Source organism: Curtobacterium flaccumfaciens UCD-AKU, from assembly GCF_000349565.1.
Classification (GTDB): Bacteria; Actinomycetota; Actinomycetes; order Actinomycetales; family Microbacteriaceae; genus Curtobacterium; species Curtobacterium poinsettiae.
In genome coordinates this window covers 12729-27034 of sequence record NZ_KB714620.1, presented here as the reverse complement: position 1 = coordinate 27034, position 14306 = coordinate 12729, and the positions used below count along the sequence as shown (strand labels likewise).

The window sequence follows — 14306 nt, the reverse complement described above, 5'->3', positions numbered from 1 at the left end:
GTCAACCCTACCGGGACTCCTGGTCTCCTGCGACCGTCCGACCAGACGGTGCACGACCGCCGGCGACGGCCCCGAGCACGCCGTTGACGAAGCCGGCAGAGTCCTCGGTGGACAGCGACTGCGCGAGCTCGACCGCCTCGGCGATCGCGACGGCGTCGGGGACCTCGGGGTTGAACCGGAGCTCCCAGACGGCCATCCGCAGGATGCAGCGGTCGAGGACCGGCATCCGGGCGATCGACCAGCCCTGGGCGTGGTCGACGATCACGGCGTCGATCTCGTGACGGGCGTCGTCGACACCCGTGACGATCTGGCGGGCGTAGTCCCAGCTGGAGGCACGCTCCGGCTGGTCCAGGTGCCGGACCGTCTCGGTGGCGAGCACGTCCGCGATCGGCAGCTCGCGCACCTCGGCGACGTACAGCATGTCGAGGGCGCGCTTGCGGGCCTTCGAACGAGCACTCATACGGTCAGCGCCTAGGAGTTGACGCGGCCGAGGAAGCTGCCGTCGCGCGTGTCGATCTTCACCAGGGTGCCGCTTTCCAGGTACAGCGGGACCTGGATGCGGTGACCGGTCGCGATGATGGTCGCGTCCTTGGTGCCACCGGACGAACGGTCACCCTGCAGGCCGGGCTCGGTCTCGACCTCGGTGACGATCGACGTCGGGAGCTCGACGTACAGCGGGTTGCCCTCGTTCATGGCGATGGTGACCATCGCGGACTCGAGCAGGTAGTTCTTGGCGTCGCCGACCACGGTCGCGGAGACCGGGATCTGGTCGTACGTGTCGGTGTCCATGAACACGTAGGAGTCGCCGTCCTCGTAGAGGAACTGGTAGTCACGACGGTCGACGACGGCGGTGTCGATCTTCGCGCCGGCGTTGAACGTGCGGTCGACGACCTTGCCGGAGACGACGTTCTTCAGCTTGGTGCGGACGAACGCGCCGCCCTTGCCCGGCTTGACGTGCTGGAACTCGACGACCGACCACAGCTGGCCGTCGATGATGAGAACGGCGCCGTTCTTGATGTCTGTGGTACTGGCCATGAGTCGTCGGTGTCCCGTTCGGTCGTGTTGTGAAGTGTCCTCGGGCCGCGGACGGCCCCGGACGAGTGTAGCGGACGCCCGCCCGGCGGCCGGAGCGGTGCCCGTCGCGCTCAGCGCCGTCGTCGGGCGAGCCAGGCGTCGATCGCCGCCCAGGCGAGCAGCACCACCGCCGCTCCCCCGAGCAACGCACCCGCGACCCCGGTGGACAGGGTCGCCGTCGGCCGCGCCGGCAACGACAGGTACACGATCGCCAGGACCCCCGCCCCGGCCCCGAGCAGCACGAGCAGGATGCGCCGGATCATGCCGGACACGAGCTGCCGGTCGCGGCTGTCCGCGAAGAGCCGGATGTTCACCGTGAACCGGCCGGTCTCGATCGCCTCGCCGATGCGGTCCACCCGGCGGGGCAGCCGACGGGCCGCGGACACGACCCCGAGCAGCTCCTTCGCCGCCAGGTCGCGGAGCTTGCCCGGCCGGAGTTGGTCGGTGATCTGCTCCCGGGCGAGTCCGCGGGACTCCTCGAGCAGGTCGAAGGACGGTGCGAGCGTGCGGAGTGTGCCCTCGAAGATCGCCAGGGCACGCGCCGCAGCGACGAAGTCCGGCGGCGGCTTCAACCGGTACCGCCCGAAGACCTCGACCGCGTCGTCCACGGTGTCGACGCCGATGCGTGCCCCCGGACCGAGCTCGTCCGCGACGAAGCGGGCGATGTCCCGACGGAAGTCGGGCTCGTCGTGCGCATCGCGCACGGGCGCCATCCGCAGGACCGCATCGGCGATCCGCGACGTGTCGTCCTGCAGGTAGGCGGCCAACAGGTCCTGGACCGTGTCCCGGAGACCCGGGTCGAGCCTCCCGACCGATCCGAAGTCGATCAACGCGGGCCGCCCGTCGGGCAGCACCAGGACGTTCCCCGGGTGCAGGTCCGCGTGGTACAGGCCGTCGAAGACGACCTGGCGCAGGAAGGCGCGGAGGATCGCGCGCATCGGCGCGTCGAGGTCGCGCTCGGAGCGCTCGGCGCGGATCGCGCTGAGCGTGTCGCCCTCCAGGAACTCCATCACCAGCACACGCCGGCCGGACAGGTCCGGGTAGGGGTCCGGGAACCGGACCTCGTCCGGACGCGCGCTGCGGGCCTGGGCCGCACGCAGCGCAGTGAGGTTCCGCAGCTCGGACACGAAGTCCACCTGACGGATCAGGTCGTCCGCGTACTGGCCGGCGATGTCCTGCACGCCGACCTGTCGCGCCTCGGTCGACCACCTGGCCATGAACCGGACGACCCGCAGGGCGATGTCGACGTCGCGGCGCACGGCGGCGTCGATGCCCGGCCGCTGCACCTTCACGGCGACCGCGGTGCCGTCGGGCAGCCGGGCGCGGTGCACCTGCGCGATCGACGCCGCCGCCACCGGCACCGGGTCGAACGTGGCGAAGACCTGGTCGACCGGCGCACCGAGCTCCTGCTCGAGCAGCGCACGGACCTCGTCCGCCGGCGCCGCCGTGACGTTCCGCTGCAGGTGCGCGAGTCCCTCGGTCCACTCCTCGGGCAGCAGGTCGTCGCGCGTGGAGAGCAGCTGGCCCATCTTCACGAATCCACCACCGGCTTCCTCGAGCGCCCGGCGCAGGTGCTCGGCCTGGTCGCGACGCAGGTCCGAGGTCGCCGGGTCGTGCGAGAAGTCGAGGCGGCGGAAGGGGACCAGGTGGTGTCGGCGGGCGATCGAGAGGAGTTCGGTGAAACGCCGGCCCCGGGAGCGCAGCGTGCCGGTGTCGGCGTCGCGCGGGCCGGAGAGGTCGCTCAGTCGGGGTGGGGTGGGCACGCCCGTCAGTCTGCTCCCCGCTGCTGGGTCCGCCGCGTGCGGGTGGTGCCGTCCGTCGCGTCGCCCCATCCTCCTCCACAGCCTGGAGGCCCGGCGCGGCTTCCACAGGTCCGCGCGGGCCCGGCGCGGGGCTCGGTCTCTGCAGTGGATTCGTCGGGTCCTGCGCTGACCGAGCAGGCTAGACGCCGACCTCCTGGTAGGCGGTGAAGAGCAGGTGGTCCTCGGGGCCCTCGAGCACGACGGGCTTGCCGACGCCGTCGAGGATGATGAACCGCAGCATGCCGGCACGGGCCTTCTTGTCGCGACGCATGGTGGCGAGCAGCCCCTGCCACCGTCCGACGCCGTACGAGGTCGGCAGCTCGAGCGACTCCAGGATCGTCCGGTGGCGGTCGACCGTGGCGTCGTCCAGGTGTCCGGTCAGCCGGGCGAGTTCGGCGGCGAACACCATGCCGACCGACACCGCCGCACCGTGGCGCCACTGGTACCGCTCGGCGTGCTCGATCGCGTGCCCCAGGGTGTGCCCGTAGTTCAGGATCTCGCGTCGGCCCTGCTCGGTGAAGTCGTCCGACACGACCTCGGCCTTGAGCGCGATGGCGAGCTCGACGACCCGGCGGAACTCCGGCGTCGTCGGGTCGGTCACCCGGGCGACGTCGGCCTCGACGATGTCCAGGATCTCGGGCACGGCGATGAACCCGGCCTTCACGATCTCGGCGAACCCGGTCAGGATCTCGTTGCGCGGCAGGGTGCGGGCGAGGTCGAGGTCCACGACGACGGCGCGGGGGGCGGAGAAGGCGCCGACCAGGTTCTTGCCCTCGTTCGTGTTGATGCCCGTCTTGCCGCCGACGCTGGCGTCCACCATGCCGAGCACGCTCGTCGGGACGGACACGTACGCGACACCGCGCAGCCAGGTCGCGGCGACGAAGCCGGCGAGGTCGGTGACGGCACCGCCGCCCAGGCCGATGACCGCGTCGGTGCGGGTGAAGTCGGCCTGCCCCATGATCTGCCAGCAGAACGCCGCGACCTCGACACGCTTGGCGCCTTCGGCGTCGGGGACCTCGGCGATCAGGGCCTCGAGGCCTGCTTCGACCAGGAGTGCTCGGAGCTCGTTCGCCCGGGCGCCGAGCGTCGGCGAGTGCACGATCAGGACCTTCGCGACACGCGGGCCCAGGATCCCGGGCAGGGTGCCGAGCAGGTCCGTGCCGACGGCCACCGTGTAGCCGTCGTCACCGCCCACCCGGATCTCGGTGGTCCCGGCGGGCAGGGTCGGCTCGGTCACGGTGCTCCTTCGGTGCTGGTGGTGCTGGTGGTCGTGCTGCCGGGCGCGGCGTGAGTGCCAGCGTCGCTGCGCACCCACGTGACGACGTCGTCGACCACACGGGACATCGGCCGTCGGGACGTGTCGACCACGACGTGCGCGAGTTCGGCGTAGGTGGCCGCTCGCTCGTCCATGATCGTCTGCCAGGCGTCGATCCCACCGTTCGCCAGCAACGGCCGGTCGGACCCGGCGATGCGCTCGGCGACGGCCTCGGGCGAGACGGTGAGCAGGACGATGCGCGCTCCGGTCAGGGCCCGCCGGGTGTCCGCGTGGGTGACGGCTCCCCCGCCGACGGCGACGACGCCGCCCGTGGACAGCGCTGCCCGGACGGCTTCGGCCTCGAGCGCACGGAACGCCGGCTCACCCCGGTCGGCGAAGATGCCGGGGATCGGTCCGTGCTCGCGGACGATGGCCCGGTCGGTGTCCGTGAACGGCACACCGAGGGCCTTCGCCACCCGCTTGCCGACGCTCGACTTGCCGGCACCCATCGGGCCGATGACGACCACGGGCGCGTCGGCGCGTCGGACGTCGGTGCTCACAGGTCGGTCGAGGTCGCCGAGGGCTCGGTCCGGCGCGTGCGCAGGGTCTCCGGGATCGCGGCCAGGTAGGCGTCGAGGTTGCGCTTGGTCTCGACGACGTTGTCGCCGCCGAACTTCTCGAGCACCGCGTCGGCGAGCACCAGGGCCACCATCGCCTCGGCGACGACCCCCGCAGCCGGCACAGCGCAGACGTCCGAGCGCTGGTGGTGCGCCGCGGCGTCCTCACCGGAGACGACGTCCACCGTGTGCAGGGCGTGCGGGATCGTGGCGATCGGCTTCATGCCGGCCCGGACGCGCAGCACGGTGCCCGTGGACATCCCGCCCTCGGTCCCACCGGCACGGTCGCTCGTGCGGTAGATCTCGCCGTCCTCGCGGTACAGCTCGTCGTGGGCCGCGGAGCCACGGCGACCGGCGGTCGCGAAGCCGTCGCCGACCTCGACACCCTTGATGGCCTGGATGCCCATGATCGCCGCGGCGAGGCGGGCGTCGAGCCGGCGGTCCCAGTGGACGTGTGAGCCGAGGCCGGGCGGAACACCGTAGAACAGCACCTCGACGACACCGCCGAGGGTGTCGCCGTCCTTCTTGGCGGCCTCGACCTCGGTGACCATGCGCGCGGAGGTCTCGGCGTCGAAGCAGCGCAGCTGGTCCTCGTCGAGGCGGTCCACGTCGTCGGGCAGCGGCAGGTCGGTGCCGTCCGGCACCCGGACCGTCCCGACCTGCAGCGTGTGCGCCACCGAACGGATGCCGAGTTCGGCCAGGAAGGACTTCGCGACGGCGCCGAGCGCCACGCGTGCCGCGGTCTCACGGGCACTCGCACGCTCCAGGACCGGGCGGGCCTCGTCGAAGCCGTACTTCTGCATGCCGACCAGGTCGGCGTGACCCGGACGCGGTCGGGTGAGCGGGGCGCTCCGGCCGCGGGACATCTCGGTGGACTCGATCGGCTCGGGGTTCATGACCTCGACCCACTTCGGCCACTCGGTGTTGCCGATGCGGATCGCGATGGGGCTGCCGAGCGAGTAACCGTGTCGGACGCCACCGGACACGTGCAGCTCGTCCTGCTCGAACTTCATCCGCGAGCCGCGGCCGTAGCCGAGCTTGCGGCGTGCGAGGTCGGCACGGATGGACTCGAACGACACCGGGACACCCGCGGGCAGGCCCTCGAGCATGGCGATCAGTTCGGGTCCGTGGGACTCACCAGCGGTCAACCAACGAAGCATGCGGCAATCCTCCCACAGCGTTCGTCCGTGCGACGTCGGCGCCTACTGGTAGTCGGGGTGCGCCCGCAGCCAGGCCTGGAACTGTTCGACCGCGACCAGGTGCTGGTCGTAGGTGTCCGAGAAGACCGTCTTGCCCGACTCCAGGTCGACCGTCACGAAGTACAGCCACTTGCCCGCGGCCGGAGCCGTGACCGCCTTGATCGCGACGTCACCCGGGTTCGAGATCGGTGCGGGCGGCAGCCCCTCGTGCACGTAGGTGTTGTACTCGTTCGAGGCGTCCGCGCGCTCCTCGTCGGTCGTGGTCACGGTGTGCGTGTTGCCCGTGCCGTACGCGACCGTGGCGTCGGACTGGAGCTTCATGCCCTGGTCGAGCCGGTTCTGGAACACCCGCGCGACCTTCGGGTAGTCGGCCGCGAGCCCGGCTTCCTTCTGCACCAGCGACGCGAAGACGATGGTGCGCTCCTGGTCGGCCTCCTTGACGCCGGCGGCGGCGAGGTGCTCCTTCATCGTGTCGACCATCGACTTGAAGTACTGTTCGGCGGACCAGCCCGGGTTGATCGGGTAGGTCGCGGGGAAGAGCCAGCCCTCGAGCGTCGTGACGCCTGCCGGCAGGTCGTACGCCGACAGGTCCTTCGCGGCCGCGTCGACCTGCTTCTTCGTCAGGCCGGCCTTCGAGACCATGCCGGCCTCGATGTCGGCCAGCGCGGTGCCCTCGGGGATGATGATCGACGCCTGGACCCGGTTGTCCTTGTCCTGCAGGGCGGCCAGCGCGGACTTCGAGCTCATCTGCTTCTTCAGCGCGTACGAACCGGGCTGGAACTGCACGTCCGGCGAGGCGAGCAGGAGCTTGTAGAACACCTTCGAGTCCTTGACGACGCCGCTGCGCTGCAACGTCGCGGCGACGTTCTCGCCGATGTCCCCCTGCTTGATGGTGATGGTCACCTTCGAGGTGCCGTCACCGGTGTAGTCGTCGGGCTCCTGCGCACCGCTGATCGCGCCGATCAGCTGCTGGATCTTCGGGGCGGCGAACGTGTAGGCCCCGACACCCGCGGCCAGCACCACCGCGACGATCACGAGCCCGGCGACGAGCGGTCCGCGTCGACGCTTCGGTCGCGGGTCGCGCGGCTGCCTGGAGGAGCGTCCTCTGCCGCCTCGTCCCCCGCGTCCGCCGCCTCCCGCGGCGCCACCGCCGCCGGTCGCGTCGCCGTGGTCCGTCCCGTCGGCACCGGACCCGCCGCCCGCGGCGGTCGCCGCGGACTCGGTCGGCAGTTCGCCGGTCAGGAGTGCTGCGACCTCGGGGTGCAGCTCGTCGGGGCTGGTGGCGATCGGTGCGTCGGCGGGAGACGCCGGGCGTTCGTCGCGCGTGGTCGCCGGAGCATCGTCAGCCGGCTCGGGGGCCTGCGGCTCGTCGGTGGGCTCCGGGGCGGGTGAGCCGGCGACGCGGGCTCGTTCGGCCTCGAGTGCGCGGGCTTCGCGTCGGGACATCGGAGGCGCGGGCGGTGGGGTCACCCGACCAGCGTCGTCGCGGTCATCGGTGCCTGTCGTGCGGTCGGAAGTCGCCTTCCGCCGCTCGGCGTCGTTGCCGGGCGCGATGATCGCGTTCCAGTCCAGATCGTCTGCCAACGTCCTCGGTCTCTCGGTCGGGAACTCCACCTGGGCACCGTCGTCCGCGGACTGACGACGGGAGCACCCTTGCGCGGTACCGGGCAGCCCTGTCAGGGAAGCGTGGTGCCCGGAGGGGCACCTGCACTGCGCTCGTGGTCGAGCGCGTGTTGCAGAATGATAACAGCGGCTGCTTGGTCGATCACGGCCCGGGACTTCTTCGTGTTCTTGCCGGCCTGGTGCAGCCCGCGCTGGGCGGTCACCGTCGACAGTCGTTCGTCCACCAGGCGCACCGGACGACGCGCTGCGATCCGGGCGGCGAACACGCGGGCGTCCTCGGTCGAGGCGGTGTCCGCGCCCGACATCGACAGGGGCAGACCGACCACGACCTCGACGACGTCGTACTCGTCCGCGAGCTCGAGGATGCGCCGGAGGTCCTTCGAGTCGTCGCGACGGACGGTCTCGACCGGCGTCGCCAGCAGGCCGTCACGGTCGCACACCGCGACCCCGATCCGGGCGCGCCCGACGTCGACGCCGAGCCGCCGCCCGGACCGGATGCCCACGGTCAGCCCGCGAGCCGTGCGGTCACGGCACGGAGCGCCGCGGGGAGCGCGGCCGCGTCGGTCCCGCCGCCCTGCGCCAGGTCCGGCTTGCCACCGCCACCGCCGCCGAGCACGCCGGCGGCCTCCTTCGCCAGGGGGCCCGCCTGCACGCCCGCAGCACGAGCGGCGTCGTTGGTCGCGACGATCACGATCGGCTTGCCACCGACGACCGCCCCGAGCACGACGACGGCAGCACCGTCACCGAGCTGGCCCCGCACACCGGTGGCGAGCGAGCGCAGGTCGTCGCCGGACTGCAGTCCGTCGACCGTCTCGGCGACCACGGTGGTGGCACCGACGGTCGTGGCGTTGCGGGCGATGGCGGGCACGCGCTGCTGCAGGTTCGCCGACTCGTACTCGGCGAGCTTCTTCTGGGCGCTCCGCAGGTCCTCCATCAGGTTCTGCACGCGGGCCGGCAGGTCGGCACGGGGTGCCTTGAGCGCGCTGGAGAGCTGCGACACGATCGTGCGCTCGACGGCGAGGTCGCGGAACCCCTCGAGCCCGACCAGCGCTTCGACGCGGCGGTTCGTCGAACCGACGCTCGACTCCCCCACCAGGTTGACGAGTCCGATCTGTGCACTCGAGGCCACGTGGGTGCCACCGCAGAGCTCGCGGGACCACGGGCCGCCGATGTCGACCATGCGGACCTCGGCGCCGTACTTCTCACCGAACAGGGCCTGCGCGCCGAGGGCCTTCGCCTCGTCGATGGGCAGGATGCGCGTGGACACCTCGAGGTCGGTGCGGATCGCGGTGTTCACGACCTCCTCGATCTCGGAGCGGGTCTCGAGCGACACGGGCTGCGACCACGAGAAGTCGAGGCGCATGTAGCCGGACTTGTTGTACGAACCGGCCTGCAGCGCCTCCGGCCCCAGGATGTCGCGGAGCGCCGCGTTCACCAGGTGCGTCGCGGAGTGTGCCTGGGTCGCGCCACGGCGGTACTCGGCATCGACGACGGTGCTCGCGGCGTCGCCGACCCCGACCTCGCCGGAGCGGACCTGCACTGTGTGGCTCCAGAGCCCGGAGACCGGTCGCTGGACGTCGAGGACCTCGAGGTCGAACCCGTTGCCGACGATCGAGCCCTGGTCGGCGTCCTGGCCGCCGGACTCGGCGTACAGCGAGGTCTCGCCGAGGATGACCTCGGCGATGTCGCCCACCACCGCGCGGTCGACGCTGACGCCGTCCACGATGATGCCGAGCACGCGCGTCTCGGTCTCGAGTGCGTCGTAGCCCAGGAAGGTCGTCTCGCCCTTCGCCCGGAACGCGCTGTAGACGCTCAGGTCGGCGATCGCGGTCTTCTTGCTCTTCGCGTCGGCCTTCGCCCGGGCGCGCTGCTCGGACATCAGGGTCTCGAACGCCGTGCGGTCGACGTGCACGCCGGCTTCCTCGGCCATCTCCATCGTCAGGTCGATGGGGAACCCGAAGGTGTCGTGCAGCAGGAACGCCGTGTCGCCGCCGATCGACGGGGCACCGTCCTGCTTCGCGCGCTCGACCGCGACGTCGAGGATGGTCGTGCCCTGCGCCAGGGTGCGGAGGAAGGTCTCCTCTTCCGCGTAGGCGATGCGGGAGATCCGGTCGTAGTCGGACGCCACCTCGGGGTAGGCGTCGCGCATCGCGTCGCGGGACGCCGGGAAGAGCTCGGGGAACGTGGCGGCCTCGACGCCGAGCAGGCGCATGGCGCGCACGGTCCGGCGGAGCAGGCGACGGAGGATGTACCCGCGGCCCTCGTTCGACGGGCTCACGCCGTCGGCGATGAGCATCAGCGAGGAACGGACGTGGTCGGCGATGACGCGCATGCGCACGTCGTCCTCGTGCACGGCACCGTAGCGACGGCCGGAGATCTCGGCCGCGCGGTCGAGCACCGGGCGCACCTGGTCGATCTCGTACATGTTGTCGACGCCCTGCTTGATGAAGGCGACGCGCTCGAGCCCCATGCCGGTGTCGATGTTCTTGTTCGGCAGTTCGCCCGTGATCTCGAAGTCGTACTTCGACCGCACGTCGGCGATCTGGTACTGCATGAAGACGAGGTTCCAGATCTCGACGTAGCGGTCGTCGTCGGTGGCCGGGCCGCCGTCGATGCCGTGGTCGGGGCCGCGGTCGAAGAAGATCTCGGAGCAGGGACCCGCGGGTCCGGGCTGCCCGGTCGACCAGTAGTTCGTGTCCTTGCCCAGACGCTGGATCCGCTCGTCGGGCAGCGACGAGTGCTGCTTCCAGAAGGCGATCGCCTCGTCGTCCTCTTCGTAGACGGTGACCCAGAGGTCGTCGGGCGAGAAGCCGAGCCCCCCGTCGGTCTCCGACTTGGTGAGGAACTCCCAGGCGAACTGGATCGCCTGCTCCTTGAAGTAGTCGCCGAACGAGAAGTTCCCGTTCATCTGGAAGAACGTGCCGTGGCGAGGGGTCTTGCCGACCTCTTCGATGTCGTTCGTCCGGATGCACTTCTGCACGCTCGTCGCCCGCGGGAACGGCGCCGGGATGAGCCCGGTCAGGTACGGGATGAACGGCACCATGCCGGCGACCGTGAAGAGGAGCGACGGGTCGTCGGAGACGAGGGATGCGGACGGGACGACGGTGTGGCCGCGGTCACCGAAGTACTGGAGCCAACGGCGGCGGATCTCTGCGGTCTGCATGGTGCTTCCTGGGTTCAGGTCGTGGGTGGAGGAGAGTCGTGACAGCTCGAAGCGGAGCGCTCAGACGTCCGTGCGGAGCTCGGCGTCGCGCGATCGGTAGCCGTCCGCGACGGCACCCGTGAAGGCCTTCGTCTTGGCGTTCACCTCGGCGAAGAGCCGGGCGCCACCGGAGGTCTGGGCGACCCGGTGTGCGACGGCGAAGCCGATGACGATGCCGACGGCGACGAAGAACAGCTGCTTCACGGTGCCTCTCCCTCTGTGCACCCGGGCGGTGCATGCCCGGACAAGCTTAGCCGCCGGCGCCGGAACGCCGAACGGCGGGTCGCCCTCGAGAGGACGACCCGCCGTTCGGGTGTGTTCAGTGGATCAGCGAGCTGCGTAGTACTCGACGACGAGCTGCACTTCACAGGTCACGGGGACCTCGGCGCGCTTCGGGCGACGCACGAGGCGGGCCTGGAGCTTCTCGATCTCGACCTCGAGGTAGCCCGGGACCTTCGGGAGGACTTCCTGGTGGCCACCGGCAGCGGCGACCTGGAAGGGCTCCATCGACTCGGACTTCGCCTTGACGTGGATCAGCTGGCCCTCCTTGACGCGGAAGGAGGGGCGGTCGACGAGCTTGCCGTCGACCAGGATGTGACGGTGCACGATCAGCTGACGGGCCTGCGCGGTGGTGCGGGCGAACCCGGCACGGACCACGAGGGCGTCGAGGCGCTGCTCGAGGAGCTCGACCAGGTTCTCACCGGTCAGGCCCTTCGTCTTGCGGGCCTCTTCGAAGACGATGCGGAGCTGCTTCTCGCGGATGCCGTACTGGGCGCGCAGACGCTGCTTCTCACGGAGGCGGACGGCGTAGTCGCTGTCCGCACGACGGCGCGTACGGCCGTGCTCACCGGGCCCGTAGGGGCGCTTCTCGAGGTAACGGGCCGCCTTCGGCGTCAGCGGGATGCCGAGCGCGCGCGACAGGCGGGTCTTGCTGCGGGTACGTGACTTGGTAGACACAGGGTCCTTTTCTCTGTTCGAACTGAATACTCGCCGGGCACTCCAACAGCACGCTCAGTGGTGCAGCACGTGCTCGGTCCCGACGACGGGATCCAGAGGGATGAGCCTGTGGGATCGGACGGCTACAGTCCGAACCTCTGCCCCCGTACCACCGGAGTGGCACTCTGTCCTCGACGCAGCCGTGCTCGAGGACCAGGACGTAGGCCCGTCAATGCTAGCAGCATCCAGCCCGGCGAAGAAGCACCGACACTAGTGCCCGCGTGTGATCTTCCGGAGTCGTTCGAGCCGCGGCCCGACCTCTCGCTCGTACCCGTTGGCCGTCGGGGTGTAGTACTCGGTGCCCTCGAGGGCGTCCGGCAGGTACTGCTGCTCGGCGACCCCGTGCTCGGCGTCGTGCGAGTAGACGTACCCCTTGCCGTGCCCGAGTCGCTTCGCCCCGGCGTAGTGCGCGTCGCGCAGGTGCATCGGCACGGTGCCCATCCGCCCCGCCTTGACGTCGGCCATCGCCTGGTTCACCCCGTTGTAGGCGGCGTTCGACTTCGGTGCCGTCGCCAGGTAGACGACCGCCTCGGCCAGGGGGATGCGGCCCTCGGGCATGCCGATGAGCTGGACGGCCTGCGCCGCGGCGACCGCGATGGACAGCGCCTGCGGGTCGGCCATGCCGATGTCCTCGGACGCGGAGATGATGATCCGCCGCGCGATGAACCGGGAGTCCTCGCCGGCCTCGATCATGCGGGCGAGGTAGTGCAGGGCTGCGTCGACGTCGCTCCCCCGTACCGACTTGATGAACGCGCTGATGACGTCGTAGTGCTCGTCGCCCTGTCGGTCGTAGCGGAGCAGGGCCCGGTCGACCGCGGCGGCGACGGTGTCGGCGTCGACGACGGGCACGGTGTCGTCGTCGTCGTCCTGCGCCGCGGTGGCTGATGCCGCAGCGGCCTCGAGCGCGGTGAGGGCGCGTCGGGCGTCACCGGAGGCGAGCCGGATGATCGCACTGCGGGCTTCGTCGCCCAGGACGACGGCGCCGCCGAGGCCCCGGGGGTCCTCGACCGCACGGTCGACGAGCATGCCGAGGTCGGGATCGGTGAGTGGTTTGAGCGTCAGGAGCAGGGAGCGGGAGAGCAGCGGCGAGATGACCGAGAACGACGGGTTCTCGGTGGTGGCTGCGATCAGGATCACCCACCCGTTCTCGACGCCGGGCAGCAGGGCGTCCTGCTGGGCCTTGCTGAACCGGTGGATCTCGTCGAGGAACAGCACCGTGGTCGACCCGTACAGGTCGCGGTGGGTCAGTGCCTTCTCCATGACCTCGCGCACGTCCTTCACGCCGGCGGTCACGGCGGAGAGCTCGACGAACTCGCGGCCGGACTGGCGTGCGATGGCCTGCGCCAGCGTGGTCTTCCCAGTGCCGGGCGGACCCCAGAGGATCACGGAGACCCCGCCGGGGTTGTCACGCGTGCCGGTGGCGAGCTGCACGAGGGGTGAGCCCCGCCCGAGCAGGTGCTGCTGGCCGGCGACCTCGTCGAGGCTGGTCGGTCGCATCCGGACGGCGAGCGGGACGGAACCCTGCGCGAGACCGGCGCGACCACCCGTGGTGGGCGCGTGCATGCCCGAACGATCCGCTGCCATCCTGCAATCGTAAGCCGCACCACCGACGCACGCCGCGCCTCCGAGCCGGTGGCGGTGACCGTTCGGCTACGCTCGTTGCACACTGCGACGAGAGGGCAGACCAGCACCGTGGCACCGAAGAACCCAGCGCGTGACAACCGTGAGGCGCGCGAGCGGCTCCGCCTCTACCAAGCCCGTCAGGGCCTGCACGAGCGGCAGCGCAGCCGCCGTGTGCGCGACAACCTGATCGGTGCAGGCGCCCTCGTCCTCGTCGCGGCCCTCGCCACCGGGTCGCAACTCGCCTTCGCCGGGTCGCGGGGGTCGGACGCCCCGACACCGAGCACCTCCGCGTCGTCCACGGCGACGCCGTCGGCCAGTGCGACGGCCGGCAACACCGGCGACGTGCCGAGCAAGTCGATCGCGAAGGGCGCGACCTGGACGGGCACGCTCACGCTCAACAAGAGCATCGACCTCGGCATCGAGCTCGACGGGGCGAAGGCACCGCAGGCCGCGAGTGCCGAGATCTCGTTGATCCGCGACCAGTTCTACAACGGCACCACGTGCCACCGACTCGCCGACAGCGCCGGTCTGAAGTTCCTGCAGTGCGGATCCGCGAACGGCGACGGTACCGGCGACGCGGGCTTCGAGTACGGCCCGCTCGAGAACGTGCCGAAGGACGGCGTCTACGAGAAGGGCACGATCGCGATCGCTCGGTCGGACTCCCCCTACTCGCAGTCGACGCAGTTCTTCATCGTCTACGGGGACACCACGCTCGACGGGTCCACAGGCGGCTACACGGTCGTCGGGAAGGTCACGAGCGGCCTGTCCGAGCTCGAGTCGGAGATCGCTGCGAAGGGCATCGCGTCCCCCGGCAGCGACGGCACCGGCGAGCCCAAGGTGGCGACGAAGATCACCGACGCGACCATCGCGGAGCAGAAGTAGTCCACAACCCGTCGCACCGGTCGGGCGGCGGAG

At 70.8% G+C, this 14306-nt stretch carries 13 protein-coding genes; 1 reads left to right on the top strand and 12 read right to left on the bottom strand.

The features are described 5' to 3' along the window. Positions 1–7: 7 nt before the first annotated feature. The 12 genes from nusB to H489_RS28440 all read right to left on the bottom strand — a co-directional run bounded on the left by nusB (position 8) and on the right by H489_RS28440 (position 13331). Complete coding sequence (nusB, locus tag H489_RS28485) at positions 8–460, bottom strand: transcription antitermination factor NusB (RefSeq protein ID WP_017887176.1); 453 nt, start codon at positions 458–460, stop codon at positions 8–10. A gap of 11 nt (positions 461–471) precedes the next feature. Further along, the gene (efp, locus tag H489_RS28480) at positions 472–1035 is read right to left on the bottom strand and encodes an elongation factor P (protein ID WP_017887175.1); all 564 of its coding nucleotides are present in this window, start codon (positions 1033–1035) and stop codon (positions 472–474) included. 110 nt (positions 1036–1145) lie between these two features. Next, the gene (locus H489_RS28475; protein WP_017887174.1) at positions 1146–2837 is read right to left on the bottom strand and encodes an ABC1 kinase family protein; all 1692 of its coding nucleotides are present in this window, start codon (positions 2835–2837) and stop codon (positions 1146–1148) included. A gap of 178 nt (positions 2838–3015) precedes the next feature. Further along, complete coding sequence (aroB, locus tag H489_RS28470; RefSeq protein ID WP_017887173.1) at positions 3016–4113, bottom strand: 3-dehydroquinate synthase; 1098 nt, start codon at positions 4111–4113, stop codon at positions 3016–3018. Continuing rightward, positions 4110–4691 carry a shikimate kinase gene (locus H489_RS28465; protein ID WP_017887172.1) on the bottom strand — a complete coding sequence of 194 codons (582 nt, stop codon included), beginning with the start codon at positions 4689–4691 and terminating at the stop codon, positions 4110–4112. The genes aroB and H489_RS28465 overlap by 4 nt, the downstream gene beginning before the upstream one ends. Beyond that, on the bottom strand, positions 4688–5908 hold the full coding sequence (gene aroC / locus H489_RS28460; protein WP_031259741.1) for a chorismate synthase: 1221 nt from the start codon (positions 5906–5908) through the stop codon (positions 4688–4690). Before aroC ends, H489_RS28465 begins: the two co-directional genes overlap by 4 nt. A gap of 42 nt (positions 5909–5950) precedes the next feature. Next, on the bottom strand, positions 5951–7417 hold the full coding sequence (gene mltG, locus H489_RS37710; RefSeq protein WP_167578306.1) for an endolytic transglycosylase MltG: 1467 nt from the start codon (positions 7415–7417) through the stop codon (positions 5951–5953). 206 nt (positions 7418–7623) lie between these two features. Next, positions 7624–8067 carry a Holliday junction resolvase RuvX gene (gene ruvX / locus H489_RS0119030; protein WP_031259739.1) on the bottom strand — a complete coding sequence of 148 codons (444 nt, stop codon included), beginning with the start codon at positions 8065–8067 and terminating at the stop codon, positions 7624–7626. Positions 8068–8075: 8 nt separating this feature from the next. After that, positions 8076–10733 carry an alanine--tRNA ligase gene (gene alaS, locus H489_RS28455; protein WP_017887168.1) on the bottom strand — a complete coding sequence of 886 codons (2658 nt, stop codon included), beginning with the start codon at positions 10731–10733 and terminating at the stop codon, positions 8076–8078. A gap of 60 nt (positions 10734–10793) precedes the next feature. Next, complete coding sequence (locus H489_RS28450; protein ID WP_017887167.1) at positions 10794–10976, bottom strand: hypothetical protein; 183 nt, start codon at positions 10974–10976, stop codon at positions 10794–10796. 123 nt (positions 10977–11099) lie between these two features. Further along, on the bottom strand, positions 11100–11729 hold the full coding sequence (gene rpsD, locus H489_RS28445; protein ID WP_017887166.1) for a 30S ribosomal protein S4: 630 nt from the start codon (positions 11727–11729) through the stop codon (positions 11100–11102). Positions 11730–11978: 249 nt separating this feature from the next. Next, the gene (locus tag H489_RS28440; protein ID WP_017887165.1) at positions 11979–13331 is read right to left on the bottom strand and encodes a replication-associated recombination protein A; all 1353 of its coding nucleotides are present in this window, start codon (positions 13329–13331) and stop codon (positions 11979–11981) included. A gap of 129 nt (positions 13332–13460) precedes the next feature. Between H489_RS28440 and H489_RS28435 the strand changes: the two genes are divergently transcribed. Further along, positions 13461–14273, top strand: coding sequence for a peptidylprolyl isomerase (locus H489_RS28435; RefSeq protein ID WP_017887164.1), 813 nt, complete (start codon positions 13461–13463; stop codon positions 14271–14273). Positions 14274–14306: the final 33 nt, after the last annotated feature.

Excerpts from the sequence above, each read along its gene's own strand:
- nusB (WP_017887176.1), bottom strand. The coding sequence starts at position 460 with ATGAGTGCTCGTTCGAAGGCCCGCAAGCGCGCCCTCGACATGCTGTAC.
- efp (WP_017887175.1), bottom strand. The coding sequence starts at position 1,035 with ATGGCCAGTACCACAGACATCAAGAACGGCGCCGTTCTCATCATCGAC.
- aroC (WP_031259741.1), bottom strand. The coding sequence starts at position 5,908 with ATGCTTCGTTGGTTGACCGCTGGTGAGTCCCACGGACCCGAACTGATC.
- alaS (WP_017887168.1), bottom strand. The coding sequence starts at position 10,733 with ATGCAGACCGCAGAGATCCGCCGCCGTTGGCTCCAGTACTTCGGTGAC.
- H489_RS28440 (WP_017887165.1), bottom strand. The coding sequence starts at position 13,331 with ATGCACGCGCCCACCACGGGTGGTCGCGCCGGTCTCGCGCAGGGTTCC.